At 72.5% G+C, this 26,112-nt stretch carries 18 protein-coding genes, 2 rRNA genes and 1 pseudogene; 16 read left to right on the top strand and 5 right to left on the bottom strand.

What is annotated here, in order from left to right; all coding sequences use genetic code 11:
• Nucleotides 1-175: 175 nt before the first annotated feature.
• The 4 genes and pseudogenes from OG689_RS12725 (at nucleotide 176) to OG689_RS12710 (ending at nucleotide 6,243) form a co-directional block, all read left to right on the top strand.
• Nucleotides 176-3,297: ribosomal RNA gene (locus OG689_RS12725) — 23S ribosomal RNA — on the top strand.
• A 134-nt stretch (nucleotides 3,298-3,431) separates the two neighbouring features.
• Nucleotides 3,432-3,548: ribosomal RNA gene (rrf, locus tag OG689_RS12720) — 5S ribosomal RNA — on the top strand.
• A gap of 298 nt (nucleotides 3,549-3,846) precedes the next feature.
• Nucleotides 3,847-4,527, top strand: a pseudogene (locus tag OG689_RS12715) (hypothetical protein); the annotation flags it as partial.
• Nucleotides 4,528-5,373: 846 nt separating this feature from the next.
• A complete protein-coding gene (locus tag OG689_RS12710) occupies nucleotides 5,374-6,243 on the top strand; it encodes a tetratricopeptide repeat protein (RefSeq protein ID WP_266327056.1) in 870 nt (289 codons plus the stop codon).
• A 160-nt stretch (nucleotides 6,244-6,403) separates the two neighbouring features.
• On the opposite strand, the gene OG689_RS12705 is transcribed toward OG689_RS12710, so the two are convergent.
• Nucleotides 6,404-7,774, bottom strand: a complete 1,371-nt coding sequence (locus OG689_RS12705) for a DUF1015 domain-containing protein (RefSeq protein ID WP_266320219.1) — start codon at nucleotides 7,772-7,774, stop codon at nucleotides 6,404-6,406.
• Nucleotides 7,775-7,870: 96 nt separating this feature from the next.
• Here OG689_RS12705 and OG689_RS12700 point away from each other — a divergent pair, with 96 nt between their 5' ends.
• Entirely contained in the window at nucleotides 7,871-8,509 is a 639-nt protein-coding gene (locus OG689_RS12700) for a tetratricopeptide repeat protein (protein WP_266320218.1), read from the top strand.
• Nucleotides 8,506-9,558 (top strand): HAD-IIA family hydrolase, encoded by a 1,053-nt coding sequence (locus OG689_RS12695; protein ID WP_266320217.1) that lies wholly within the window; start codon nucleotides 8,506-8,508, stop codon nucleotides 9,556-9,558. Before OG689_RS12700 ends, OG689_RS12695 begins: the two co-directional genes overlap by 4 nt.
• A gap of 243 nt (nucleotides 9,559-9,801) precedes the next feature.
• Here the strand turns inward: OG689_RS12695 and OG689_RS12690 are convergent, their stop codons facing one another.
• On the bottom strand, nucleotides 9,802-10,449 hold the full coding sequence (locus tag OG689_RS12690; RefSeq protein WP_266320216.1) for a hypothetical protein: 648 nt from the start codon (nucleotides 10,447-10,449) through the stop codon (nucleotides 9,802-9,804).
• A gap of 163 nt (nucleotides 10,450-10,612) precedes the next feature.
• A complete protein-coding gene (locus OG689_RS12685) occupies nucleotides 10,613-10,960 on the bottom strand; it encodes a sterol-binding protein (RefSeq protein ID WP_266320214.1) in 348 nt (115 codons plus the stop codon).
• Nucleotides 10,961-11,127: 167 nt separating this feature from the next.
• On the opposite strand from OG689_RS12685, the gene OG689_RS12680 reads away from it, so the two are divergent.
• The 5 genes from OG689_RS12680 to OG689_RS12660 all read left to right on the top strand — a co-directional run bounded on the left by OG689_RS12680 (nucleotide 11,128) and on the right by OG689_RS12660 (nucleotide 15,139).
• On the top strand, nucleotides 11,128-12,141 hold the full coding sequence (locus tag OG689_RS12680; protein ID WP_266320212.1) for a hypothetical protein: 1,014 nt from the start codon (nucleotides 11,128-11,130) through the stop codon (nucleotides 12,139-12,141).
• A complete protein-coding gene (locus OG689_RS12675) occupies nucleotides 12,134-12,415 on the top strand; it encodes a hypothetical protein (protein WP_266320211.1) in 282 nt (93 codons plus the stop codon). Before OG689_RS12680 ends, OG689_RS12675 begins: the two co-directional genes overlap by 8 nt.
• 235 nt (nucleotides 12,416-12,650) lie before the next feature.
• A complete protein-coding gene (locus OG689_RS12670) occupies nucleotides 12,651-13,457 on the top strand; it encodes a TlyA family RNA methyltransferase (protein WP_266327054.1) in 807 nt (268 codons plus the stop codon).
• A 105-nt stretch (nucleotides 13,458-13,562) separates the two neighbouring features.
• Nucleotides 13,563-14,465: an NAD kinase gene (locus OG689_RS12665; protein WP_073923553.1), complete on the top strand. Its 903-nt coding sequence runs from the start codon at nucleotides 13,563-13,565 to the stop codon at nucleotides 14,463-14,465.
• 131 nt (nucleotides 14,466-14,596) lie between these two features.
• Nucleotides 14,597-15,139, top strand: coding sequence for an MOSC domain-containing protein (locus OG689_RS12660; RefSeq protein WP_266320209.1), 543 nt, complete (start codon nucleotides 14,597-14,599; stop codon nucleotides 15,137-15,139).
• 39 nt (nucleotides 15,140-15,178) lie between these two features.
• Here the strand turns inward: OG689_RS12660 and OG689_RS12655 are convergent, their stop codons facing one another.
• Nucleotides 15,179-16,687: a PLP-dependent aminotransferase family protein gene (locus OG689_RS12655; RefSeq protein WP_266320207.1), complete on the bottom strand. Its 1,509-nt coding sequence runs from the start codon at nucleotides 16,685-16,687 to the stop codon at nucleotides 15,179-15,181.
• 167 nt (nucleotides 16,688-16,854) lie between these two features.
• Between OG689_RS12655 and OG689_RS12650 the strand changes: the two genes are divergently transcribed.
• From OG689_RS12650 to OG689_RS12640, 3 genes are all read left to right on the top strand, one after another.
• Entirely contained in the window at nucleotides 16,855-17,577 is a 723-nt protein-coding gene (locus OG689_RS12650) for a hypothetical protein (protein ID WP_266320205.1), read from the top strand.
• Between the two features lie 78 nt (nucleotides 17,578-17,655).
• Entirely contained in the window at nucleotides 17,656-19,389 is a 1,734-nt protein-coding gene (recN, locus tag OG689_RS12645; protein ID WP_266327052.1) for a DNA repair protein RecN, read from the top strand.
• A gap of 260 nt (nucleotides 19,390-19,649) precedes the next feature.
• A complete protein-coding gene (locus OG689_RS12640) occupies nucleotides 19,650-20,816 on the top strand; it encodes a glycosyltransferase family 4 protein (protein ID WP_266320203.1) in 1,167 nt (388 codons plus the stop codon).
• Between the two features lie 46 nt (nucleotides 20,817-20,862).
• Here the strand turns inward: OG689_RS12640 and OG689_RS12635 are convergent, their stop codons facing one another.
• Complete coding sequence (locus OG689_RS12635) at nucleotides 20,863-22,860, bottom strand: glycoside hydrolase family 15 protein (RefSeq protein ID WP_266320202.1); 1,998 nt, start codon at nucleotides 22,858-22,860, stop codon at nucleotides 20,863-20,865.
• Nucleotides 22,861-23,554: 694 nt separating this feature from the next.
• On the opposite strand from OG689_RS12635, the gene OG689_RS12630 reads away from it, so the two are divergent.
• Complete coding sequence (locus tag OG689_RS12630; RefSeq protein WP_266320200.1) at nucleotides 23,555-25,189, top strand: CTP synthase; 1,635 nt, start codon at nucleotides 23,555-23,557, stop codon at nucleotides 25,187-25,189.
• Nucleotides 25,190-25,284: 95 nt separating this feature from the next.
• A complete protein-coding gene (locus tag OG689_RS12625) occupies nucleotides 25,285-25,932 on the top strand; it encodes an NUDIX hydrolase (RefSeq protein ID WP_266320199.1) in 648 nt (215 codons plus the stop codon).
• Nucleotides 25,933-26,112: the final 180 nt, after the last annotated feature.

Genomic DNA, 26,112 nt, shown 5'->3' with positions numbered 1-26,112 from the left:
GCGCGTGGAAAGCATCTGGTGGGGTTGGGTCGTGGCGGGCACGTTGTTGGGTCCTGAGGGAACGGCCGTATGGTCGTTGCTTCAGTGCCGGTCCTGCTTGAGGTCGCCCTGGTGGTGTCCGATGGTGGGTGACTGGTCGTTGTTTGAGAACTGCACAGTGGACGCGAGCATCTGTGGCCAAGTTTTTAAGGGCGCACGGTGGATGCCTTGGCACCAGGAACCGATGAAGGACGTGGGAGGCCACGATAGTCCCCGGGGAGCCGTCAACCAGGCTTTGATCCGGGGGTTTCCGAATGGGGAAACCCGGCAGTCGTCATGGGCTGTCACCCATACCTGAACACATAGGGTATGTGGAGGGAACGCGGGGAAGTGAAACATCTCAGTACCCGCAGGAAGAGAAAACAACCGTGATTCCGGGAGTAGTGGCGAGCGAAACCGGATGAGGCTAAACCTGATACGTGTGATACCCGGCAGGGGTTGCGTATGAGGGGTCGTGGGAAAGTTCTTCAGTCGTCTGCCGGCGGCTGGGTGAGTCAGAAACCGTTGGTGTAGTCGAAGGACATGCGAAAGGTCCGGCGTAGAGGGTAAGACCCCCGTAGACGAAACATCAGCGGCTCACTTGAGCTTCTCCCAAGTAGCACGGAGCCCGAGAAATTCCGTGTGAATCTGGCGGGACCACCCGCTAAGCCTAAATATTCCCTGGTGACCGATAGCGGATAGTACCGTGAGGGAATGGTGAAAAGTACCGCGGGAGCGGAGTGAAATAGTACCTGAAACCGTGTGCCTACAAGCCGTGGGAGCGTCGGACAGTGGGCTTGCCCGTCTGTCTCGTGACTGCGTGCCTTTTGAAGAATGAGCCTGCGAGTTTGCGGTGTGTAGCGAGGTTAACCCGTGTGGGGTAGCCGTAGCGAAAGCGAGTCCGAATAGGGCGATCGAGTTGCATGCCCAAGACCCGAAGCGGAGTGATCTAGCCATGGGCAGGTTGAAGCGGAGGTAAGACTTCGTGGAGGACCGAACCCACCAGGGTTGAAAACCTGGGGGATGACCTGTGGTTAGGGGTGAAAGGCCAATCAAACTCCGTGATAGCTGGTTCTCCCCGAAATGCATTTAGGTGCAGCGTCACGTGTTTCTTGCCGGAGGTAGAGCACTGGATAGGCGATGGGCCTCACCGGGTTACTGACCTTAGCCAAACTCCGAATGCCGGTAAGTGAGAGCGTGGCAGTGAGACTGTGGGGGATAAGCTCCATGGTCGAGAGGGAAACAGCCCAGAACACCGACTAAGGTCCCTAAGCGTGTGCTAAGTGGGAAAGGATGTGGAGTCGCAGAGACAACCAGGAGGTTGGCTTAGAAGCAGCCACCCTTGAAAGAGTGCGTAATAGCTCACTGGTCAAGTGATTCCGCGCCGACAATGTAGCGGGGCTCAAGCACACCACCGAAGTCGTGTCATTGCAGCAACAGGGCCAACGCCTGCTGTGATGGGTAGGGGAGCGTCGTGTTCCGGGTGAAGCAGCGGAGGAATCCAGTTGTGGACGGGACACGAGTGAGAATGCAGGCATGAGTAGCGATACAAGAGTGAGAAACTCTTGCGCCGATTGACCAAGGGTTCCTGGGTCAAGCTGATCTGCCCAGGGTAAGTCGGGACCTAAGGCGAGGCCGACAGGCGTAGTCGATGGACAACGGGTTGATATTCCCGTACCCGCTTTGAAGCGCCAACGTCGAACCTCTGAATGCTAAAGCCGCGAAGCCGGCCTGGAGTCTTCGGACGAAGGGACGTGGTGGAGCCGCTGACCCAACAGGGTAGTAGGTGAGCGATGGGGTGACGCAGGAAGGTAGTCCAGCCCGGGCGGTGGTTGTCCCGGGGTAAGGGTGTAGGCCGAGTGATAGGCAAATCCGTCACTCATTAAGGCTGAGACCTGATGCCGAGCCGATTGTGGTGAAGTGGATGATCCTATGCTGTCGAGAAAAGCCTCTAGCGAGTTTCATGGCGGCCCGTACCCCAAACCGACTCAGGTGGTCAGGTAGAGAATACCGAGGCGTTCGGGTGAACTATGGTTAAGGAACTCGGCAAAATGCCCCCGTAACTTCGGGAGAAGGGGGCCGGAACTGGTGATGAGTCTTGCACTCTGAGCTGGGGCCGGCCGCAGAGACCAGCGAGAAGCGACTGTTTACTAAAAACACAGGTCCGTGCGAAGCCGTAAGGCGATGTATACGGACTGACGCCTGCCCGGTGCTGGAACGTTAAGGGGACCGGTTAGTCGAGATTCGTCTCGGCGAAGCTGAGAACTTAAGCGCCAGTAAACGGCGGTGGTAACTATAACCATCCTAAGGTAGCGAAATTCCTTGTCGGGTAAGTTCCGACCTGCACGAATGGCGTAACGACTTCTCGACTGTCTCAACCATAGGCCCGGTGAAATTGCATTACGAGTAAAGATGCTCGTTTCGCGCAGCAGGACGGAAAGACCCCGGGACCTTTACTATAGCTTGATATTGGTGTTCGGTTCGGCTTGTGTAGGATAGGTGGGAGACTTTGAAGCAGCCACGCCAGTGGTTGTGGAGTCGACGTTGAAATACCACTCTGGTCGTGCTGGATGTCTAACCTGGGTCCGTGATCCGGATCAGGGACAGTGTCTGGTGGGTAGTTTAACTGGGGCGGTTGCCTCCTAAAGAGTAACGGAGGCGCCCAAAGGTTCCCTCAGCCTGGTTGGCAATCAGGTGTTGAGTGTAAGTGCACAAGGGAGCTTGACTGTGAGACCGACGGGTCGAGCAGGTGCGAAAGCAGGGACTAGTGATCCGGCGGTGGCTTGTGGAAGCGCCGTCGCTCAACGGATAAAAGGTACCCCGGGGATAACAGGCTGATCTTCCCCAAGAGTCCATATCGACGGGATGGTTTGGCACCTCGATGTCGGCTCGTCGCATCCTGGGGCTGGAGTAGGTCCCAAGGGTTGGGCTGTTCGCCCATTAAAGCGGTACGCGAGCTGGGTTTAGAACGTCGTGAGACAGTTCGGTCCCTATCCGCTGTGCGCGTAGGAATATTGAGAAGGGCTGTCCCTAGTACGAGAGGACCGGGACGGACGAACCTCTGGTGTGCCAGTTGTCCTGCCAAGGGCATGGCTGGTTGGCTACGTTCGGGAGGGATAACCGCTGAAAGCATCTAAGCGGGAAGCCTGCTTCGAGATGAGTATTCCCACCTCCTTGAGAGGGTAAGGCTCCCAGTAGACGACTGGGTTGATAGGCCGGATGTGGAAGCCCTGTAAGGGGTGGAGCTGACCGGTACTAATAGGCCGAGGGCTTGTCCTCAGACGCTCGCGTTCACTGTGTGGTTCCCGGGTAGCGAACAGCTATCGCCGGTGACGGACCGAAGTATCGGTCCAACCACGATAAAGAGACACCTCTTAACTAAAAAGTGTGTTTCGCTGAATACCCGATAGGGTTTCGGTGGTCATAGCACGAGGGAAACGCCCGGTTACATTCCGAACCCGGAAGCTAAGCCTCGTTGCGCCGATGGTACTGCAGGGGGGACCCTGTGGGAGAGTAGGACGCCGCCGAACAATCATTCAAAGGCCGTGGCCCCAGCGATTCGCTGGGGCCACGGCCTTTTTGTTTTTCTCGAACGCAGGTAATCCGGCTGCTCGGGACCTCCGCCCAGACGCGGGGTTGTCCCGGATGCCGGACAATGGAGATGGTGCGCGGCCACGAGGCCGGCATCGAACCGCTCCGGGCGCTGGTGTCGCCCGAGGTAGCGGTAGAGCTGAAGTAGCAGAAGGAGTCACCACGATGCCGAACCCGCCCCAGGACCGACCCGAGCGCCGCCCGGACGACGGCCGCGGCTACGAGCCCCGGTCCCGCGGTGGCTTCAACCGTGATGACCGTGGCCCGCGCCGCGACGACCGTCCCTCGGGCGGTGGCGGCTACAACCGTGACGACCGCGGCCCCCGCCGTGACGATCGCCCTTCCGGTGGCGGTGGCTACAACCGCCCCTCCGGCGGTGGCAGTTTCAACCGTGACGACCGCGGCCCGCGCCGTGACGACCGTCCCTCCGGTGGCGGTGGCTACAACCGCCCCTCCGGCGGTGGCAGTTTCAACCGTGACGATCGCGGCCCGCGCCGTGACGATCGCCCCTCGGGTGGCGGTTTCAACCGTGATGACCGTGGCCCGCGTCGTGATGATCGTCCGTCCGGCGGTGGCTACAACCGTCCCTCGGGCGGTGGCTTCAACCGTGATGACCGCGGCCCGCGCCGTGACGACCGTCCGTCCGGTGGCGGCTTCAACCGCGACCGTGACGACCGTGGTGGCTTCCGCCGTGACGACCGCCCGTCCGGGGGTGGCTTCCGCCGTGACGACCGTCCGTCGGGTGGCGGTTTCAACCGTGACGACCGTCCGTCCGGCTTCAACCGTGATGACCGCGGCCCGCGCCGTGACGACCGTCCCTCCGGTGGCGGTGGCTACAACCGCCCCTCCGGCGGTGGCAGTTTCAACCGTGACGACCGCGGCCCGCGTCGTGACGACCGCCCCTCGGGTGGCGGTTTCAACCGTGATGACCGTGGTCCGCGCCGCGATGATCGTCCGTCCGGCGGCGGCTACAACCGTCCCTCGGGCGGTGGCTTCAACCGTGACGACCGTGGTCCGCGTCGTGACGACCGTCCGTCCGGTGGCGGTTTCAACCGCGACCGTGACGACCGTGGTGGCTTCCGCCGCGACGACCGCCCCTCGGGTGGCGGTTTCAACCGTGATGACCGTCCGTCCGGCTTCAACCGTGACGACCGTGGCCCGCGCCGTGACGACCGTCCGTCCGGCGGCGGTTTCAACCGCGACCGTGACGACCGTGGTGGCTTCCGCCGCGACGACCGCCCCTCGGGTGGCGGTTTCAACCGTGATGACCGTCCGTCCGGCTTCAACCGTGACGACCGTGGCCCGCGTCGTGACGACCGTCCGTCCGGTGGCGGCTTCAACCGTCCCTCGGGCGGTGGCAGTTTCAACCGTGACGACCGTGGCCCGCGTCGTGACGACCGGCCCTCCGGTGGTGGCTTCCGTCGGGACGACCGCCCCTCCGGTGGCGGTTTCAACCGCGATGACCGTCCGTCCGGCTTCAACCGTGACCGTGACGACCGTGGCCCGCGTCGTGACGACCGCCCCTCCGGCGGTGGCTTCCGTCGGGACGACCGTCCCTCGGGCGGCGGCTACAACCGCGACGACCGCGGTGGCCGGCCGTACGAGAACCGTGGCGAGAGCCGCGGGGGTGGGCGCTTCGAGGGGCGTCGGGAGGAGTACCGCCGTGACGACCGTGGGGGCTACGACGACCGTCGTGGCAACTTCGAGCCGGTCAAGCGGCTGCCGATCCCCGAGGACGTCACCGGCTTCGAGATCGACGCCGACGTGCGCCAGGAGCTCAAGAGCCTGCCCAAGACCCTCGCGGACGACGTCGCCCGCAACCTGGTGATGGTCGCCCGCCTGCTCGACACCGAGCCGGAGGAGGCCTACCAGTACTCCCGCGTCGCGCTGCGGCTGGCGTCCCGCGTCGCCGCCGTGCGCGAGGCGGCCGGGTTCGCCTCGTACGTGACGCAGCGTTACTCCGAGGCGCTCACCGAGTTCCGGGCCTCCCGTCGGATGACCGGCCGGGTGGACCTGTGGCCGGTGATGGCCGACTGCGAGCGCGGTCTGGGCCGCCCCGAGCGCGCGCTGGCGATGGCCGGCGAGCCCGAGGTGAAGCAGCTGGACAAGGCCGGCCAGGTCGAGATGCGCCTGGTCGCCGCCGGTGCCCGTGGCGACATGGAGCAGTTCGACGCCGCCGTGGTCACCCTGCAGAGCCCCGAGCTGGCCTCCAACTCGGTGCACCCGTGGAGCGCCCGGCTGCGGTACGCCTATGCCGAGGCCCTGATCGCGGCCGGCCGGGCCGACGAGGCCCGCGACTGGTTCGCCAAGGCGGCCGACGCGGACACCGACGGTTCGACCAACGCCTCCGAGCGGCTGGCCGAGATCGACGGCCTGGAGTTCGTCGACGCGCTCGACCCCGACCTGGACGTCGAGGAGGACGGCGAGTCCGAGGACGCGGCGGAGGCCGTCGCCGAGGCTCCCGCCAGGTCGCAGGGCAAGGCCCCGGCCGGCGGTGCGCCGGACGAGCGGGAGATCTTCGAGGACGAGGAAGACGTCGAGGAGTACTACGACGAGGACGACCTGGAGATCGACGAGGACTTCGACGGCCGCGCCCCCGAGCGCGAGCAGGCGGACAAGCGCGACGAGCGCTGATCGTCCGCTCGGTCTCTCCTGACGAAAGCCCGGCCGCACCCACTCGGGTGCGGCCGGGCTTTCGTCGTTCCGGGGCCGGGGCCGGGGCCGGGGCCGGGGCCGGGGCCGGGGCGGGGGCCGGTGTGCGGTGCCCGCCGGCCGGGCGGCGACCTGCCCCCGCTCAGCCCAGTTCGAGGCTGCGGATCACCAGGCCGGTGGCCGGCTTCGGGCCGAAGGAGGTGGACTTGCGGGGCATCGTGACGCCCTGCTCGGCCAGCCGCCGCACCACGCTCTCCTTGACCGGGTGCAGCAGGACGGCCGTCCCGCCGGTGCGGGCGGCCTCCCGCTCGGCGCCGGCGGCGGTGTGCAGGTAGCCGATGTCGTCCGGGCCGTCCGGGACGTGCCAGGTGTGGTCCAGCAGGGTGGAGTGCAGGACGGTCGCGTCCAGGTGGCGCCACTCCTGCGGCTTGCCCTGCGGCACGGTGGCGTCCAGCAGGGCCTCGTCCGGCTCGCCGATCAGCCAGTACTGGCCGTCCCCGCCGGTCAGGACGAAGCCGTTGCCGCCGTGCCGCTTGAGCTCGGCGAGGGCCTCCAGGGCGCCGGTCAGCGGGCCGGCGACCTCTTTGACCTGCCAGTGGTCGCCCAGCCGCTCCAGCGCCTCGGCGACCGGCAGGCGGTAGAGCACCCGGTGGATCGCGCGGACCCGCAGCGGGTAGCGGGCGGTGTCGACCAGCAGCACCAGGCCGCGGTCCCACGGGCTGCGGGGCAGGTGCCGGTGCTCGCGCTGGAGCCGCAGGTACATCTCCCAGCGGTGGTGGCCGTCGGCGATCAGCGCCCGGCAGGTGGCCAGGTCGCGGGAGACCTCGGCGAGGTCGGCCGGCGCGGTGACCGCCCACAGCCGGTGGTGGGTGCCGTCCGTGGTGGTCGTGGTGAGCAGCGGCTCGCCCCGCACGGCGCGTTCGATCACGCCGGCCGCGCCACCGTTGCCCCGGTAGGTCAGCAGCAGCGGTTCGAGGTTGGCGCGGGTGGTGCGCATCAGGCCGACCCGGTCGGCGACGGGCTTGGGCATCACGTCCTCGTGCGGGAGCACCACCCCGCCCTCCGGGCCGCTGACCGCCAGCGCGCCGATCAGGCCGCGCTGCACCCGCCCCGGGCCGGTGCCGTCGTCGGCGGCCCGCTGCTCGTAGACGTACAGCGCGGGCGCCGGGTCGGGGACCAGCACGCCCTCGCGCTGCCAGGCCCGCAGCAGCCGCGCCGCGTGCCGGTAGCGGGTGTCGCGGTCGGGCCGGTCGCCGGCGTCCTCGGGCTCGGGACGCGGCAGGATCAGCCGGACGACGTTGTGCGGGTCGGCGGTCTCCAGATCGAGCCGCCGGCCCGGGTCGACCACGTCGTACGGGGGAGAGGTGACGGCGGCCAGCGTGCCGACCCGGTCGGGGTCGTACCGCAGGCCGCGGAAGGGGGACAGGGACAGCCCTGCGGTGGCGACGTGCCCGGGATCACCGGGGCCGCCCTGCGGAGACTCCGCTCCGCTTTCTGCACTGGGTGCACTCATTCTGGGCATCGTAATCGGGTACGCGTTGTTGAGAGATCGGAACACCCGGCCGACCGGCAGGTCGGGGAGTGGGACGGACCGGGAGCGAGGTACGGGATGAGCGACGGGCAGGAGCGGGTCGGCGGCGGCGGACCCACCGACGGTGGGGGCGGCGCGCCCGAGCAGGGGCGGCCGGGCGAGCCGACGGGCGATGTGTACGACTGGTACCGGCGCGGTGCCAAGTTGCTGGCCGAGGGGCATCCGGGGGCCGCGGTGCAGTTGCTGGCCAGAGCGGCGGCGGCCGAGCCGCATTCGCACAGCATCCGTGAGGCGCTGGCCAGGGCGCAGTACGACGCGGGTTCGTACGCGGCCGCGCTGGAGAACTTCCGGGCGGTGGCGATGGCCGACCCGTCGGACGACTACGCTCGGTTCGGCTGGGGCATCTCGGCCGCCCGGCTGGGCGACTTCGAGACCTCCGCCAAGCACCTGGCGCTGGCGGTGGCGATGAGCCCCGGGACGGCCCACTACCGGGCCGCGCTCCGGCAGACCCGGGCGACGCTGGCGGCCCGGGCCGGAGCGTACGGGCCGCTGCTGCCCGGCGCGCCCGGCTACTCGGGGCCGCCGGCCGGCAGCGAGGCCGGCACCGTCCCACCGGACGGTACGGGCGGCGCGGCGGGCCCGGGCCAGGGCATGGACAAGGCCGGCAATGGCGCGGGCGACGCGGAGCTGACGGACAACGAGGAAGAGCACGAATGAACGACACGGCAACCACCGCGCGGCGCACCGCACCGGCCGGCAGTGACCGCCCGCTGACCGAGGCGTACGACACCGCCCTGCTCGACCTCGACGGGGTGGTCTACGCCGGCCCGGACGCGATCGCGCACGCGGTGGAGTCACTGGATGCGGCCCGGGACGCCGGGATGCGCCTGGCGTACGTCACCAACAACGCCTCCCGGCCGCCGCAGGTGGTGGCCGACCACCTGACCGAGCTGGGGGTGCCGGCCGAGGCCGGGGACGTGATCAACTCGGCGCAGGCGGCGGCCCGGCTGGTGGCCGACAAGGTGCCGGCCGGCTCCAAGGTGCTGGTGATCGGGGGCGCCGGGCTGGTGGAGGCGGTGGCCGAGCGCGGGCTCGTCGCGGTGCGTTCGCTGGACGAGGGCCCGGCCGCGGTGGTGCAGGGGTACGACCCGTCGGTGGGCTGGGCGCAGCTCGCGGAGGCCTCCTACGCGGTGCAGGAGGGGCTGCCGTGGGTCGCGTCCAACACGGACCTGACCATCCCGACGGCCCGCGGCATCGCGCCCGGGAACGGGACGCTGGTGGCGGCCGTCCGGGCCGCGACCGGGGTCGAGCCGGAGGTCGCGGGCAAGCCGATGCCGCCGATGCACCGGGAGACGGTGCTGCGGACGGGCGCCAGGCGGCCGCTGGTGGTCGGCGACCGCCTGGACACCGACATCGAGGGCGCCCACAACGGCGGGGTGGACAGCCTGCTGGTCTTCACCGGCGTCACCACCCCCGCGCAGCTGCTGACCGCCCCCGTCGAGCACCGGCCCACCTACCTGGCCGAGGACCTGCGCGGCCTGCTGCTCGCCCAGCCGGCGGTGGAGCCGGTGGACGGTGGCGGCTTCGCCTGCGGCGGTTGGACGGCCTCGGTCGCGGAGGGTGTGCTGCGGCTGGCCGGGGTCGGGGAGGACCGCTACGACGGGCTGCGGGCGCTGTGCGCGGCGGCCTGGACGGCGCTGGACGGCGGCGCGGCCGGCACCGGTGCGCCGGACGGGCGCAAGGCGCTGGCAGACCTCGGGTTCTGACCCGGCCGGCAGCGTGCCGGAGGGTGCCCGACGGGACCGGGGAGACCGGGACCGCCGGGTACCCGTCCCCCTCCCGCCGGATCCTGGGCGCCGCCCCGCACGAGCGGCGTCAAGCCGCTCCGCGCGGGCGGGTGCAGGTGCCTGCCGGGAGCGGAGTACCAGGGCCCGGGACGCGGACGCCGAGGTGTGCGGTCACCGCCACTCGGCCACCCTCCTGTGGACGGGCCGGCCGACCGGGCCGGATCAGCTTCCGCCGCCGGTGGAGCCGCCGCCGCTCACGCCCAGCCCCGGAACGGACTCCACGCGGCGTTGGACGACCAGGTCCACCTGGACGGCGGCGGGGGCGAGTATCCGTTGCAGCTCCTGCTGCAGGGCCGTGGTGTCGGTCGTCCACGGGGGCAGTGACGCGGGCCGGACCAGGCGGCCGTTCCTCAGCAGCACGTACAGGGTGACCTTGGCGGAAACGGGCTTCCGGTCCCTCTTGTACGACTCCACGACGGAGTGCTCGATCCAAATCTGTTGTACGTCGGTGAGCGGTCTGGGCCGGTCCGTGCGGGTGCCCCGGACGACGGTCATGGTGTCCGGGGCGGCGGCGGGGGAGAAACGCAGCCGGGTCACGTCCCGGAAGGCCCCGTACACGATCGCGAACGTGTTGACGACGAGTCCCAGCAGGGCGGCGATTCCGACCGCGGCCCAGATCCGGCCGGGCCCCGGGCTGTAGGCCAATGCCATGACCGCATAGGCCGGGGCGCCGCAGACGGCGCCGGCCACCAGCGACCCGAGCACTTCCCCGGGCCAACGCTTGACGGCGAACACGAGCGGCCCGACTCCCTCGCGAAGCACCACGTCGACCACGTCGGGATTCGAACGGTCCACCCGCACCCTGTTCATGACCCAACGTTAGGGCGGCGCCACTGGTTGTGGAAGAGCGTCGGCGGCGCCCGTCCTCCCGGCCACGGCGCGCTTCGCTGCTCGGGCGGCGGCGCGTGCGCCCGGAGGAGGACGCGCTCGGAGGAGGACGCGCTCGGAGGAGGACGTCTCAGAGGAGGACGTCTCAGAGGAGGGTGCGCAGCCGGAGCAGGTCCCGGAAGCCGGCCTCCAGCTTGACCCGGCCGCCGGCCCAGGCCGAGGCGAAGTTCAGCGGGCCGCCGACCATCGCGACCAGGTCGTCGCCGGACATCGAGAGCCGGATCTCGGCCTTCTCGGCGGGGGCTCCGGGCACCTGGGTGACGTCCTGGATCCGGCCCTCGCGCAGCCGACCGTGGAAGGTGATGTCGAGGTCGGTGATCCAACAAGTCAGGGAGCGGTCGAGGGCGGCCGCCTTGCGGACGTCGCCGGTGGAGTTCGCCATGTTCCGGCTGAGCTGCTCCAATGCCTCGCGGCACTCCTCGGCGTTGGCCATGGCTGCTGTCCACTCCTGGTCTTCGGCGATCGGACCTTCACGCTATCGCAGCCCGGTGGGGCGATCGCCTGCAGCGGGCCGGGGCACCTTGGCGGTAGCGTCGTCAGTGGGCGCCGGGCCGTTCCGGGGCCTTCCATGACGGAGTGATGCACGAAGGAGGCGCCCGGATGCTGCGGGACACGGTGCGGGGATTTGTCACGGTCGCCTCCGGGCTGGCCGAGGAGGCCGGGAAGCGCGTCGTGCTGACCGCCGCCGAACTGCTCGAACGCAGCGGGATCGACCTGGCCGAGGTCGAGCGCAAGGCGCGCGCGGCCGGCCAGTTCCCGCCCTCGGTCAAGTCGTTGCAGACCCTGGCGGAGGAGGCGGTCACGGCCGGCCGCGCCGGCTTCGACCTGGCCACCGGGGTGGCCCGCAGCGAGGTGGAGAAGGCCTTCGAGAAGGTCGGCGACCAGGTGACCAAGGTCGGCGTCGTGCTGGCGTACCTGGAGAGCAGGCTGCGGGACGTCGACGAGGACAGTGCCCCGGCGGCTCGGCCGGCCGACAAGAACGGCGCGGCCGCGGCGCGGGCGGACGGACTGTTCGGCCACGGCTGGGAGCAGGGTGACGAGCCGCGGGACAGCGGCGGCCGGCCGGGCGAGCCGATAGTGGCCGAGCGGGTGCCGGTGGACGACGGCGGGTCGCCGGAGCCGGACGGCGGGGCGCAGGCGCGCGAGGCCTGGGCCGCCGAGGAGCCGCAAGCCCCACGGCCGACGGCCGGGACGGCGCCGGTGAAGCGGGCGGCGGCCGGGAAGGCCACCCGGAAGCCGGCCGGGAAGCCGGCGGGCAAGGCCGGGACGGGCGGCACGGCGACGAGCCGGGGCGGCGCGACCGGGCGGACGGCGGCGAAGGGGACGCCCGCGAAGGGGGCGCCCGCCAAGGGGACACCCACCAAGGGGACGTCCGCCGGGCCGACACCGGCCAAGGGCGCGGCGGCCGGGAGCAGCACGCCGGACAAGGCGGCGCCGGCGAAGAAGGCCGCCGCGAAGAAGGCGGCGGGCAAGAAGACCACGGTCACCAAGACCGCCTCCACCGGGCAGCCGACGGCGAAGAAGGCGGCCCCGGCGGGCGGCGCGGCCAAGCGGGCGGCGACCAAGCGGACGACCGTGCGCCGGACGACGAGCAGCAAGGGCCCCGATGCCTGACCGCACCGCACCGCCCGCCTCCGCTCCCTCGCCCGCCTCCGCTCCCGTGCCCGCCGCCGGGGGTGGGCCGGCCGTCTCTGCCGCGGCGGCCGGCCGGGACGCCGAAGTGCGTCCGCTCGGCGTGGAGTTCACCCCGACCGGCGATCCGGCGGTGGACGCGGCGATCGGCCTGCTGGAGGCGCTGGACGGGGTCCCGACCGAGGGGCACCTCCCGGTGTACGAAGATGTTCACCAGCGGCTGGGGGAGACCCTCGCCGCGCTCGACCGGTCCTGAGGCCGGCCGCGGGCCCGGATCGCGACGGCCCGGCCGTTCCCTTCGGCCGTCCGGGGCGGGCCGGTCTTCGAGCCGTCCGTTCGGGCAGTCCGTTCGGGCAGTCCGTTCAAGCAGAGTTGTTCGAGCCGTCCCTCAAGGCAGTCCGTTCAAGCAGGCGACACCTGGCAGCAGCACACCGCGGAGGACGGCGCGGTGGGTGGCGACAGGCAGCGGTAGGAGCTGAAACCCAGTGGCAGTGGCACGACGCCGACTCGACGCGGAGCTGGTCCGCCGCAAGCTGGCCCGGTCGCGCGAGCACGCGTCCGAGCTGATCGCGGCCGGGCGGGTGACCGTCGGCGGCACCACCGCGACCAAGCCGGCGACGCAGGTCGAGACCGCGGCCGCCGTGGTGGTCGCCAAGGACGAGAACGACCCGGACTACGTCTCGCGCGGCGGGCACAAGCTGGCGGGCGCCTTCGCGGCCTTCGTGCCGCAGGGCCTCGTGGTGGCCGGCCGCCGGGCGCTGGACGCCGGCGCGTCCACCGGCGGCTTCACCGACGTCCTGCTGCGGGCGGGCGCCGCGCACGTCCTGGCGGTGGACGTCGGCTACGGGCAGCTGGCCTGGTCGCTGCAGAGCGACGAGCGGGTCACCGTGATGGACCGCACCAACGTGCGCGAGCTCGGCCTGGAGCAGATCGGCGGCTCGCCCGTCGACCTGGTCGTCGGCGACCTGTCCTTCATCTCGCTCGGACTGGTGCTGCCGGCGCTGGCGGCGTGCAGCGCCGAGGACGCGGACCTGGTGCTGATGGTCAAGCCCCAGTTCGAGATCGGCAAGGAGCGGCTCGGCAGCGGCGGGGTGGTCCGCAGCCCGGAGCTGCGGGCCGAGATGGTCCGCCGGGTGGCCGCGCAGGCCTGGGCCCTCGGGCTCGGGGTGCGGGCGGTCACGGCCAGCCCGCTGCCCGGCCCGTCCGGGAACGTCGAGTACTTCCTGTGGCTGCGCCGGGACGCCGCGGAGCTGGACCCGGCCGAGGCGGACCGGGCCGTCGCGGAGGGCCCCGGATAGGGTGCTCTGCGGACGTCCGGCCGCCATGCCGAGTGGCGGCCGCACCGGGCCGAGGGCGACCCGAGCCCCCGACAGGCGACCCGGCAGGCGTAGGGAGAGGGCAGCATGACTGAGGAACGTACGGTCTTCCTGATCGCGCACACCGGTCGCGAGACCGCGCTGCGCAGTGTCGAAGGACTGGTGCACGGCCTGCTGAAGGCGGGGATCCGGATCCGGCTGCTGGCCGCCGAGGCGGTCGACCTGGACCTCCCGGACGGCGTCGAGCGGGTCGCCGGGGGCGAGGGCGCGGCGGACGGCTGCGAGCTGATCCTGGTGGCCGGCGGCGACGGCACGCTGCTGCGCGGCGCCGAGCTGGCCCGCGAGCACGGGCTGCCGATGCTCGGCATCAATCTCGGCCGGGTCGGCTTCCTCGCGGAGGCCGAGCGGGACGATCTCGCGGTGGTCGTGGAGCGGGTGGTCGACGCCGACTACGAGGTCGAGGAGCGGATGACCCTCGACGTGCTGGTGCGCACCAACGGCGACGTGATCCACCAGGACTGGGCGCTGAACGAGGCGTCCATCGAGAAGGCCTCCCGGGAGCGGATGCTGGAGGTGGTGACCGAGGTGGACGGCCGCCCGGTCTCCAACTTCGGGTGCGACGGGGTGGTCTGCGCGACGCCGACCGGCTCGACCGCCTACGCGTTCTCGGGCGGCGGCCCGGTGGTGTGGCCGGAGGTCGAGGCGCTGCTGATGGTGCCGATCAGCGCGCACGCGCTGTTCGCCCGGCCGCTGGTGACCTCGCCGCATTCGGTCCTGGCGGTCGAGGTGCAGCCGAAGACCCCGCACGGGGTGCTCTGGTGCGACGGCCGCCGGTCGGTCGAACTGCCCGCCGGCGCGCGGGTGGAGGTCCGCCGGGGCCAGACGCCGGTCCGCCTGGCGCGGCTGCACCGGGCGCCGTTCACCGACCGGCTAGTGGCCAAGTTCGCCCTCCCGGTGACCGGGTGGCGGGGGCGCGGCGGGGCCTGCTGAGCGAGGCCGGGAAGGGCTCGCCGGGCCGGCTCGGGTACGGGCGCAGGCAAGGACGCAAAGCACGGCCGGGGGCCTGCGTACGGGCCCCCGGCCCGGGGCGCCCCGGACGGGCGCGGAGAAGGGGAGTGGCGATGAACGGCACGATAGCGGCGGTCAGCCGGGGCGCGGGGCACGACTTCGGCAAGCCGAACCGGCCGAGCGTCCGGCTGGTCGCCGGGCTCGGGGTGGAGGGGGACGCGCACCTCGGGGTGACCGTCCAGCACCGCTCGCGGGTCGCGCAGGACCCGACGCAGCCGAACCTCCGTCAGGTGCACCTGATCCACGCCGAGTTGCACGAGGAGCTGCGGCTGGCGGGCCACCGGGTGGCGGCCGGCGAGCTGGGCGAGAACATCACCACCCGCGGGCTCGACCTGCTGGGCCTGCCGAGGGGCGCCAGGCTGCACCTGGGCGAGGACGCGGTGGTCGAGGTGACCGGGCTGCGCAACCCCTGCCTGCAGATCGAGGCCTTCCAGGAGGGCCTGCTGAAGCAGGTGGTCGGCCGGGACGAGGCGGGCAACGTGGTGCGCCGGGCCGGGATCATGGGGGTCGTGCTGGCGGGCGGCGAGGTCCGCCCCGGGGACACCGTCCGGGTCGAGCTCCCGGACGGTCCGCAGCTGCCGCTCGAACGGGTCTGAGGCCCCGCCGGGCCCCTCTCGCGCGCGCCGGCGGGCTCCTCAGACCGCCAGCGGCTGGCGCCCGTCGGCGGCCGACCAGCGGTCGCCGGACTCCGCCAGCGCGGCCACGGCGGCCAGCCGCTGCACGGCGTCCGGGACGGCCGCGGCGGGCACCGTGAGCGGGATCCGGAGGAAGTTCTCGAAGGCACCGTCGGCGCCGAACCGGGTGCCGGCCGCGATCCGCACACTGCTGCGCTCCCCGGCCCGGGCGAGCGCGGCGCCGGAGACCCCGTCGGTGGCCAGCCAGAGGCTGAGGCCGCCGGGCGGCTCGGCGAACCGCCAGTGCGGCAGCCGCTCGCGCAGCCCGGCGGTCAGGGCCGCGGCGGTGGCGCGCAGCTGCCGCAGCTGGTGCGCGCGGACGTCCGCCAGCTGCTCGCCGAGCATCACGGCGGCGATCAGCTGGTCCAGGACGGGCGTGCCCAGGTCGGTGTAGACCCGGTCGGTGGCGAGCTGGCGCACCAGCGCGGGCGCCGCCCGGACCCAGCCGATCCGCAGGCCGCCCCAGAGCAGTTTGCTCGCCGAGCCGACGGTGACCACCTGGGCGGCGCGGTCCAGCGCCGCCGTCGGCCGCGGCAGCAGGCTCTCGTCCTCGATCCCCCAGCCCAGTTCCGCGGTGGTCTCGTCGGCCAGCACCACCGTCCCGGCGGCCCGGGCCGCCGCCAGCAGCTCGCGGCGCTGCTCCTCGTCGATCAGCGCGCCGGTCGGGTTGTGGAAGTCGGGGATGACGTACGCGGCCTTCGGCGCCGCGCCGCGCAGCACCCGGCGCCACTCGGGGAGGTCCCAGAGCGGCAGCCGGTCCGGCCCGCCGGGCCAGGCGTGCGGCACGGGCACCAGGCGGGAGCCGCTCAGCCGCAGCGCCTGCAGGGTGTGCGCGTAGCTCGGCGACTCGACCGCGACCCGGTCGCCGCGCCCGAGCAGGGTCCGCTGCAGCAGGTGCAGGGCGCTCATCGCGCCGGTGGTGATCAGGATCTGGTCGGGGGTGGTCGGCAGGCCGCGGGCGGTGAACCGGCGGGCCACGGCCTCCTGCAGGACCGGCAGGCCGGTGGGGTAGCAGCCGTGCCCGGCCGCGTAGGCGGGCAGCTGCTCCAGGGCCCGGGCGGCGGCCTCGCCGAGGTAGGGCTGCGGGGCGGGCAGCGCGGCGACGCCGAGGTCCAGCACCCGGCCCTGCTCGTCCGGCGGGACGGGGTGCATGGCGTCGCTGGGCGGCGGGGCGCCCTCGGGCAGCGCCGTCCAGCTGCCGGCGCCGCGCCGACTGTGCAGGTAGCCCTCGCCGCGCAGGGCCTCGTAGGCGGTGGCGACGGTGGTGCGGCTCACCGCCAGCGCCAGGGCCAGCTCCCGCTCGGCGGGCAGCCGCGCCCCGACCGGCAGCCGGCCGGCCGAGACCAGCGTGCGGACCTGGTCGGCCAGCGTGCGGTAGGCCGGGCGGTGCCCGGCGGGCTCGGGCAGCCGGGCGGTCCCCAGCAGTCGGGCGAGGGCGGCAGGGGTGACGGTGCTGTGCCATTCGGCCACGGCGATCAGTCCACTTGCTCGTGATTGGCCCTGGGAGGGACCCAGGTGGCCTGGTCATCATGGCACTGCGGCCATCAAGCCCGCCAGGGGGCCGGCTGAACCGGTCCGGCCCCCCGCAGCCCGCCGCAGCCCCCTCAGCCCTCGCAGCACCGCAAGGAGACACCCCGATGGCCGTCGTCGCCGCCCCCGAACGAGCCCCCGTGACCCTGGCCGGCCGCGCCCTCGGCCGCCGCCTCCCGCAACTGCTGGCCGGCCTGCTGCTCTACGGCTCCAGCATGGGCCTGATGATGCGCGCCGCCCTCGGCGTCAACCCGTGGGACGTCCTGCACCAGGGCCTGCAGCGCCACCTGGGCCTCTCGATGGGTGCCTGGGTGACCATCACCGGCGCGGCCGTCCTGCTGCTCTGGATCCCGCTGCGCCAGCGGCCCGGTGTCGGCACCGTCGGCAACGTGCTGCTGCTCGGTCTGGCCATGGACCTCACCCTTCGGACGGTCGGCACGCCCGGCCCGCTGACCGCCCGGATCGCGCTGCTCGCCCTCGGCATCGTCCTCAACGGCCTGGCCACCGGCCTCTACATCGGCGCCCGGCTCGGCCCCGGCCCGCGCGACGGGCTGATGACCGGCCTGCACCGGCGCACCGGCCGCTCCCTGCGGCTGATCCGGACCGGCATCGAGCTGACCGTGCTGCTGGTCGGCGTCCTGCTCGGCGGCACCGCCGGGATCGGCACCGTCGCGTACGCGCTGGCCATCGGCCCGCTCGCGCAGTTCTTCCTGCGCCGCTGCGCCGTGCCCGAACCGCCCGCCGGACCGCCCGCCGGACCGCCCTCGTCCGCCGGCGCGGTGACCTCCGCGCCGACCGCCGCCGAGGTCACCGCGGAGCCCCGGAACTGATGAACTTGGAGCCGCGCAGCCGTCGCTCGTCGCGCGGCGGGGGTGGAACCTCGTAAGGTCGTCTCCGTGTTGGACGAGATGCGGATACGAGATCTTGGTGTCATCGACGACGCCGTGGTCGAGCTGGCACCGGGGTTCACCGCCGTGACCGGCGAGACCGGCGCCGGCAAGACCATGGTGGTGACCAGCCTCGGCCTGCTGCTCGGCGGCCGGGCCGACCCGGGCCTGGTACGCGGCGGCGCGGGCCGGGCCGTGGTCGAGGGCAGGATCGAGCTGCCCGCCGGCTCCCCGGCGGCCGCCCGCGCGCTGGAGGCGGGCGCCGAGCTCGACGACGGCGCGCTGCTGATCAGCCGTACCGTCTCGGCCGAGGGCCGCTCCCGGGCGTTCGTCGGCGGCCGGGCGGTGCCGGTCGGACTCCTCGCCGAGATCGGCGAGGACCTGATCGCCGTGCACGGCCAGACCGACCAGCAGCGGCTGCTGCGCCCCTCCCGCCAGCGCGGCGCGCTGGACCGCTACGCGGGCGAGAGCCTGACCGGGCCGCTGGAGCGCTACCGGGAGGTCTACCGCGGCCTGCGGGAGGTCTCCGCGACCCTGGAGGAGCTGACCACCCGGGCCCGCGAGCGCGCCCAGGAGGCCGACCTGCTGCGCTTCGGCCTGGACGAGGTCGCCGCCGCCGAGCCGGTGGCCGGCGAGGACACCGAGCTGGCCGCCGAGGCCGAGCGGCTGGGCCACGCGGACGCGCTGTCCTCGGCCGCCACGCTGGCCCACGCCGCCCTCGCGGGCGACCCGGCCGAGCCCGACTCGCTGGACGCGGGCACCCTGCTCGCCCAGGCCCGCCGGGCGCTGGACGGCGTCCGCGCGCACGACGAGCGGCTCGCCCCGCTGGCGGACCGGCTCAACGAGGTCGGCTACCTGCTGGCCGACGTCGCCGGCGACCTGGCCGGCTACGCGGACGACCTGGACGCCGACCCGGTCCGGCTGGCCGCGGTCGAGGAGCGCCGCTCGGTGCTGGCCCACCTGCTGCGCAAGTACGGCGGCCCGGAGAACAGCCTGACCGAGGTGCTGGCCTGGGCCGAGACCGGCGCCGCCCGGCTCGCCGAGCTGGACGGCGACGACGAGCGGATCGACGAGCTCGCCGCCCGCGAGGGCGAGCTGCGCGCCGAGCTGGCCCGGCTCGCCGCCGAGGTGTCGGCCGCCCGCGAGGCGGCCGCCGGCCGCTTCGCCGAGGCCGTCTCCGCCGAACTCGCCGAGCTGGCCATGCCGCACGCCCGGGTGACGTTCCGGATCAGCCGGACGGACGACCCGGCCGGGCTGGAGGTCGACGGCCGCACGGTCGCCTACGGCTCGCACGGCGTGGACGAGGTCGAGGTGCTGCTCGCCCCGCACCCGGGCGCCTTGCCGCGCCCGATCGCCAAGGGCGCCTCCGGGGGTGAGCTGTCCCGGGTGATGCTCGCCGTCGAGGTGGTGTTCGCCGGGGCGGACCCGGTCCCGACGTACCTCTTCGACGAGGTCGACGCGGGTGTCGGCGGCAAGGCGGCGGTGGAGATCGGCCGCCGGCTGGCGAAGCTGGCACAGAGCGCGCAGGTCGTGGTGGTCACCCACCTGCCGCAGGTCGCGGCCTTCGCCGACCGGCACCTGGTGGTGGAGAAGACCAACGACGGCACCGTGACCCGCAGCGGCGTCAAGGTGCTCAGCGACGAGGAGCGGGTCCGGGAGCTGTCCCGGATGCTGGCCGGCCTGGAGGACTCCGAGCTGGGCCGCGCCCACGCCGAGGAACTGCTGGCCGCCGCCCGCGCCCCGCGCGGCCGCTGACCCGCCCGCGGCCGTCGTGGCCGCCGCCGCCCCGGCGGCGGCCACGACGCGCCCCATCGTGGTGCCGACTGTCCAAGAGGGCCGCCGACCTGGCATCGTGGCGCCTGGACACTGGCCTTCCAGTCCCGAGCGCCGCTCGCGGGCCCCACCGGCTCCCTGCCCACCACCACGGGCCAGGGGGCGCCTCCCCGGCCACAACACCGGGAGGAGCGGGACCCGGAAGCGGCGATCAGTACCTGATCGAGTCGGAGCGAGACGACGTGGACCCATCCGCTGCCCGGACCTCGGCGGCCGCCCCCGAACCGGGGCAGCTGCACGTGGTACTCGTCCTGTCCGCCGGTACCGGCGGCATCGGCGCGCACGTGCGCTCCCTGGCACAGGGCCTGGTCGCGCACGGAGTGACCGTGACCGTCTGCGCGCCCGCCGGGGCGGACGCGCTGTTCGGCTTCTCCCGCACCGGCGCCAGGTTCCACCTGGTCGACATCACGCCCACGGCCGGCGCCCGCAGCGACGCCGCCGCGATCGGCGAGCTGCGCCGCGCCTTCACCGGCGCCGACGTGGTGCACGCCCACGGCCTGCGGGCCGGGCTGCTCTCGGACCTGGCGCTGCGGACGGCGGGCCGGTTCCCCGGCCTGCGCCCGGAGACCCCGCTGGTGGTCACCTCGCACCAGGCGATGCTGGCCACCGGCATGGAGCGCCGGCTCCAGCGGCTGATGGAGCGCCGGGTGGCGCGGGCGGCCGACCTGGTGCTCGGCGCCTCCTCGGACCTGGTCGCGCGGGCCCGCGAGCTGGGTGCCACCGATGCCCGGCTGGGGCCGGTCGCGGCCCCGCCGATGCCGCCGGGCGCCCTGGACCGGGCCGCCGCGCGGGCCGCCGTGCTGGGCGGCGGGCCGGACCGTCCGCTGGTGCTGGCGATCGGGCGCCTCGTCCCGCAGAAGGCCTTCGGGCAGCTGCTGGACGCCGCCCGGGAGCTGTCCGGCCTGGACCCCCGGCCGCTGGTGGTGATCGCGGGCGAGGGAGCGCAGGGCCCGGCGCTGCGGGAGCGGGTGGCCGCCGAACGCCTGCCGGTCGAGCTGCTCGGCTACCGCACGGACGTCCCCGACCTGCTGGCGGCCGCCGACCTGGTGGTGGTCAGCAGCCGCTGGGAGGCCCGCTCGCTGGTGGTCCAGGAGGCGATGCGGGCCGGTGTCCCGGTGGTCTCCACGGCCGTCGGCGGGATCCCCGAGCTGGTCGGCGACGCCGCCGTGCTGGTCCCGGCGGGGGACGCCCCCGCGCTGGGCGCGGCCGTGCGCGGCCTGCTGGCCGATCCGGACCGGCGGGGGCTGCTGGCCGAGGCGGGCCGCCAGCAGGCCGGCACCTGGCCGGACGAGGCCGCCACGGTGGCCCAGGTGCTCAGCACGTACGACGAACTGGTGCAGCGCGGCTGAGACCCCGGCGCCCCGCGTGGGGGCGCCGGGGTCTCAGCCGCCGGGCTCAGATGGTGGCCTGCTCCCCGAGGTCGGCGGCCGCCGGCCCGTCCGCGGGAGCGGCCGGCTGGGCGGACAGGTACGCGCCGCCGCAGGCGGTCAGCCGCAGCGCGGTGTCGATCAGCGGCACGTGGCTGAAAGCCTGCGGGAAGTTGCCGACCTGGCGCTTGAGCCGCGGGTCCCACTCCTCGGCGAGCAGGCCGATGTCGTTGCGCAGCGACAGCAGCTTGTCGAACAGCTCCCTCGCCTCGGTGACCCGCCCGATCATCGCCAGGTCGTCGGCCAGCCAGAAGGAGCAGGCCAGGAAGGCCCCTTCGTGCCCGGACAGCCCGTCGACGTTGTTGCCGTCGTCGTCGTGGGTCGGGTAGCGCAGCACGAAGCCGTCCTCGGTGGACAGCTCCCGCTGGATCGCCTCGATGGTGCCGATCACCCGCTTGTCGTCCGCCGGCAGGAACCCGACCTGGGGGATCAGCAGCAGCGAGGCGTCCAGCTCCCGGCCGCCGTAGTACTGGGTGAAGGTGTTGCGCTCCGGGTCGTAGCCCTTCTCGCAGACGTCCCGGTGGATGGTCTCGCGCAGCTCGCGCCAGCGCTCCAGCGAGCCGTCGTCCGGGGCGTCCGCCGGGGCCTGCTCCAGCAGCTTGATGGTGCGGTCGACGGCGACCCAGGCCATCACCTTGGAGTGGGTGAAGTGCCGGCGGGGGCCGCGCACCTCCCAGATCCCCTCGTCGGGCTCGGTCCAGTGCTCCTCCAGGTAGCCGATCAGCTTGAGCTGGAGGTGGTGGGCGTGGTCGTTGCGGGTCAGGCCGGTCATGTGGGCCAGGTGCAGGGCCTCGACGACCTCGCCGTAGACGTCCAGCTGGAGCTGGCCGGCCGCGCCGTTGCCGACCCGTACCGGCAGTGAGCCCTCGTAGCCCGGCAGCCAGTCCAGCGAGGACTCGGTGAGCTCGCGCTCGCCCGCGATCCCGTACATGATCTGCAGGTTCTCCGGGTCGCCGGCGACGGCCCGCAGCAGCCACTCGCGCCAGGCCCGGGCCTCGTCGCGGTAGCCGGTGCGCAGCAGCGAGGAGAGGGTGATCGCGGCGTCCCGCAGCCAGGTGTAGCGGTAGTCCCAGTTGCGCTCGCCGCCGATGTCCTCGGGCAGCGAGGTGGTGGGCGCGGCGACGATGCCGCCGGTGGGGGCGTAGGTGAGGCCCTTGAGGGTGATCAGCGAACGGACCACGGCCTCGCGGTAGGGGCCCTGGTAGGTGCACTGGCCGGCCCAGTCGCGCCAGAAGTCCTCGGTGGCGGCGAGCATCTCCTCGGCGTCCGGCGGGCTGGGCGCGTCCAGGTGGGAGGCCTGCCAGGTGAGGGCGAAGGTGATCCGCTCGCCGGCGTTCACGCTGAAGTCGGCGTACGTGGTGAGGTCGCGTCCGTAGGTCTCGGCCTCGCCGTCCAGCCAGACCGAGTCGGGGCCGGCGACGGCGACGGTGCGGTGGCCGCCGTCGGGCTGCTCGACCCGGTGCACCCAGGGGACGACCCGGCCGTAGCTGAACCGCATCCGCAGGGCGGAGCGCATCCGGACCTTGCCCTCCAGGCCCTCGACGATCCGGATCATCTGCGGCACCGAGTCGCGGCCGGCCAGCGGCCGGGGCGGCATGAAGTCGATCACGCGGACCTTGCCGCCCTGGGAGTCCCACTCCTGCTCCAGGATCAGCGAGTCGCCGCGGTAGCGCCGCCGGTCGGCGGGCAGGGCGGGGGCCGCGGCGGTCGGCGGCGGGATCCGGAGTTCACCCGTTTCGGTGAACGGGTTGCGCGGCGCCGGGGTGGTCGCGGCGGCCGGGGCGGTGACGGCCTCGGCCGGGCCGATCCGCCAGAACCCGTGTTCATCGGTGCCCAGCAGCCCGGCGAAGACCGCCGGGGAGTCGAATCTGGGCAGACACAGCCAGTCCACCGCCCCGTCCCTGCTGACCAGGGCGGCGGTCTGCATGTCCCCGATGAGTGCGTAGTCCTCGATACGGCCGGCCACGTGGATCTCCAGTTCGCAAGGTGGGCACGACGCGTACGGCGACGGCTTGGAGCGAGCGGGAGCGATCCCGGTCCGGACCGCGCCGGGCACCCGGGCGGACCTGCCTCGGTGGTGGCGGGGCCGGCGGGTGTTTCGCGAGGGGCTGAGGTGGGCCCCACGGGGCGGGGAGGAACGGGGTGGCGGGGAGGTCCGGTCGCGCATCGGGGACCGAGGGGTGTGCTGGCCCTCCCTCGCCCTCCGCGTGCTCTGCTGTCGGCGATGCGTCCGTGCAGCTTACGTCGGGCAGGTGGGGCTGAGCACATGCGGAGGGGCCCGTGTGGCGGCATTTTCCGGCCGAAATGCCGTTCTTCGGGGTGGCGGCCCGGAGGATCATCCTGATGGGCCATGCGGAGGTGATCCTTCCGGGCCGGTGCCCCTGGCCCGGTCGGGGTGGCTCCGGCAGACCCGGGAGGCGGGCCGGAGGGCAGCCGGTCCGGCTCACTGATACCCTGGTATCCCGTGGACTGGTGGGATCAAACGCCCCGGACCAGCCGACCGACGACCCCGCCGGAGCTCCTCAACGAGCCCCGGCCGAGCACCTGCTCCGCGTCGCGAGGCGAGCCGAGGGCCCCGCCCCTAGTCACTTCGACACGCGACCCACGGGAGCCCCCTCTTGGCACAGCCCCATTCCGGCAAGGCATCGAACAGCCGCGCCGTGACGACCAAGCACCTCTTCGTCACCGGGGGTGTCGCCTCTTCGCTCGGCAAGGGCCTCACCGCCTCCAGCCTCGGCGCCCTGCTCAAGGCCCGCGGGCTGCGCGTGACGATGCAGAAGCTCGACCCGTACCTGAACGTCGACCCGGGCACGATGAACCCGTTCCAGCACGGCGAGGTGTTCGTCACCGACGACGGCGCGGAGACCGACCTGGACGTCGGCCACTACGAGCGCTTCCTCGACACCAACCTGCACGGTTCGGCGAACGTCACCACCGGTCAGGTCTACTCGACGGTCATCGCCAAGGAGCGCCGCGGCGAGTACCTGGGCGACACCGTCCAGGTCATCCCGCACATCACCAACGAGATCAAGTCCCGGATCCGCCGGATGGCGACCGACGACGTCGACGTGGTGATCACCGAGGTCGGCGGCACCGTGGGCGACATCGAGTCGCTGCCGTTCCTGGAGGCCGTCCGCCAGGTCCGCCACGAGGTCGGCCGGGACAACGTCTTCTTCGTGCACGTCTCCCTGCTGCCGTACATCGGCCCCTCGGGCGAGCTGAAGACCAAGCCGACCCAGCACTCGGTCGCGGCCCTGCGCAACATCGGCATCCAGCCGGACGCCATCGTGCTGCGCGCCGACCGTGAGGTCCCGCAGGCCATCAAGCGCAAGATCTCGCTGATGTGCGACGTGGACGAGGAGGCCGTGGTCGCGGCCATCGACGCCAAGTCGATCTACGACATCCCCAAGGTGCTGCACGGCGAGGGCCTGGACGCGTACGTGGTGCGCCGGCTGGACCTGCCGTTCCGCGACGTCGACTGGACCACCTGGGACGACCTGCTGCGCCGGGTCCACGAGCCCCAGCACATCGTCAAGGTGGCGCTGGTCGGCAAGTACATCGACCTGCCCGACGCCTACCTCTCGGTCACCGAGGCGCTGCGGGCCGGTGGGTTCGCCAACAACGCCCGGGCCGAGATCAAGTGGGTCACCTCGGACGACTGCAGCACCCCCGAGGGCGCCCGGGAGCAGTTGGGCGACGTGGACGCGATCTGCATCCCCGGTGGCTTCGGCGACCGCGGTGTGGACGGCAAGGTCGGCGCGATCACGTACGCCCGGGAGAACAAGGTGCCGCTGCTGGGCCTCTGCCTGGGCCTGCAGTGCGTGGTCATCGAGGCCGCCCGCAACCTGGCCGGCCTGCCGGAGGCGAACTCCACCGAGTTCGACGCCGCCGCCAAGTACCCGGTGATCTCCACCATGGCCGAGCAGCTGGCCATCGTCGACGGCAAGGGCGACCTGGGCGGCACCATGCGCCTGGGCCTCTACCCGGCCAAGCTCGCCGAGGGCTCGATCGTCCGTGAGGTCTACGGCGGCGAGCAGTACGTGGACGAGCGCCACCGCCACCGCTACGAGGTCAACAACGCGTACCGCGCGGACCTGGAGAAGACCGGCCTGCAGTTCTCCGGCCTCTCCCCGAAGGGCGACCTGGTCGAGTACGTCGAGTACCCGCGCGAGGTGCACCCCTACCTGGTGGCCACCCAGGCCCACCCGGAGCTGAAGTCCCGCCCGACCCGCCCGCACCCGCTGTTCGCGGGTCTGGTGGCCGCCGCCATCAAGATCAAGACCGGCGGCGAGTAATCGGCCCGTGCTCCATCGGACGGCGGCCGCGCGGACACCCGCGCGGCCGCCGTTCCGCGTACATTAGCGTCGTACTGACGAAAAGGGGAGAAGCGATGACGCACGCAACGCAGCCGATCCGGGACGAGGCCGAGCAGTGGCGGGTGCTCAGCACCGAGACGCCGTTCCGGGGCCGGGTCACCGGGGTGCGCAGCGACCAGGTCGAGATGCCGGACGGCTCCGTCGCCCGCCGCGACTACCAGATCCACCCCGGCTCGGTCGCCGTCCTCGCCGTCGACGCCCGGCAGCGGGTGCTGCTGGTGCGCCAGTACCGCCACCCGGTCCGCCAGCGGCTCTGGGAGCTGCCCGCCGGCCTGCTCGACGTCCCCGGCGAGAACCCGCTGCACGCCGCCCAGCGCGAGCTGTACGAGGAGGCCCACTGCAAGGCGGGGGAGTGGAAGGTCCTGGTCGACTTCTACACCTCCCCCGGCGGCACCGACGAGGCCCTGCGGCTCTTCCTCGCCACCGACCTCGCCGAGGCACAGGGCGAGCGCTACGCCGCGCACGGCGAGGAGCTGGAGATCGAGCTGGCCCGGGTGCCGCTCGGCGAGCTGGTCGGGCTGGTCCTGGCCGGCGAGCTGCACAACCCGACCCTGGTCACCGGCGTGCTCGCGCTGCAGGCGGCACTCGCGGCCCCGGGCGGGACGGCCGCGCTGCGCCCGGCCGAATCGCCCTGGCCGGCCCGACCGTTCGAGCACGGCTGACCGGTCCGGCCGGGCGGCCGCCGGTCGTTGATCCACCGGGGTGATTTACCGGTTGGTACGACCGGATCCCGGCGCCGCGGTGCCCCGCGCCGGCCCGCGCTCGAACTACGCTTCGCAAACAGGGCCCGGTACGGGCCGGCTTCGCTGAGTGACAGGTCGGGAGTGGCGCTGGTGGCGAGG

Origin of the sequence: Kitasatospora sp. NBC_00240, from assembly GCF_026342405.1 — a bacterium.
In the GTDB taxonomy this organism is placed as follows: Bacteria; Actinomycetota; Actinomycetes; order Streptomycetales; family Streptomycetaceae; genus Kitasatospora.
The sequence above is the reverse complement of the archived record's forward strand: the minus strand, read 5'-3'. Positions and strand labels throughout refer to the sequence as shown.

Excerpts from the sequence above, each read along its gene's own strand:
- OG689_RS12705 (WP_266320219.1), bottom strand. The coding sequence starts at position 7,774 with ATGAGTGCACCCAGTGCAGAAAGCGGAGCGGAGTCTCCGCAGGGCGGC.
- OG689_RS12700 (WP_266320218.1), top strand. The coding sequence starts at position 7,871 with ATGAGCGACGGGCAGGAGCGGGTCGGCGGCGGCGGACCCACCGACGGT.
- OG689_RS12695 (WP_266320217.1), top strand. The coding sequence starts at position 8,506 with ATGAACGACACGGCAACCACCGCGCGGCGCACCGCACCGGCCGGCAGT.
- OG689_RS12690 (WP_266320216.1), bottom strand. The coding sequence starts at position 10,449 with ATGAACAGGGTGCGGGTGGACCGTTCGAATCCCGACGTGGTCGACGTG.
- OG689_RS12685 (WP_266320214.1), bottom strand. The coding sequence starts at position 10,960 with ATGGCCAACGCCGAGGAGTGCCGCGAGGCATTGGAGCAGCTCAGCCGG.
- OG689_RS12680 (WP_266320212.1), top strand. The coding sequence starts at position 11,128 with ATGCTGCGGGACACGGTGCGGGGATTTGTCACGGTCGCCTCCGGGCTG.
- OG689_RS12675 (WP_266320211.1), top strand. The coding sequence starts at position 12,134 with ATGCCTGACCGCACCGCACCGCCCGCCTCCGCTCCCTCGCCCGCCTCC.
- OG689_RS12665 (WP_073923553.1), top strand. The coding sequence starts at position 13,563 with ATGACTGAGGAACGTACGGTCTTCCTGATCGCGCACACCGGTCGCGAG.
- OG689_RS12660 (WP_266320209.1), top strand. The coding sequence starts at position 14,597 with ATGAACGGCACGATAGCGGCGGTCAGCCGGGGCGCGGGGCACGACTTC.
- OG689_RS12650 (WP_266320205.1), top strand. The coding sequence starts at position 16,855 with ATGGCCGTCGTCGCCGCCCCCGAACGAGCCCCCGTGACCCTGGCCGGC.
- recN (WP_266327052.1), top strand. The coding sequence starts at position 17,656 with ATGCGGATACGAGATCTTGGTGTCATCGACGACGCCGTGGTCGAGCTG.
- OG689_RS12625 (WP_266320199.1), top strand. The coding sequence starts at position 25,285 with ATGACGCACGCAACGCAGCCGATCCGGGACGAGGCCGAGCAGTGGCGG.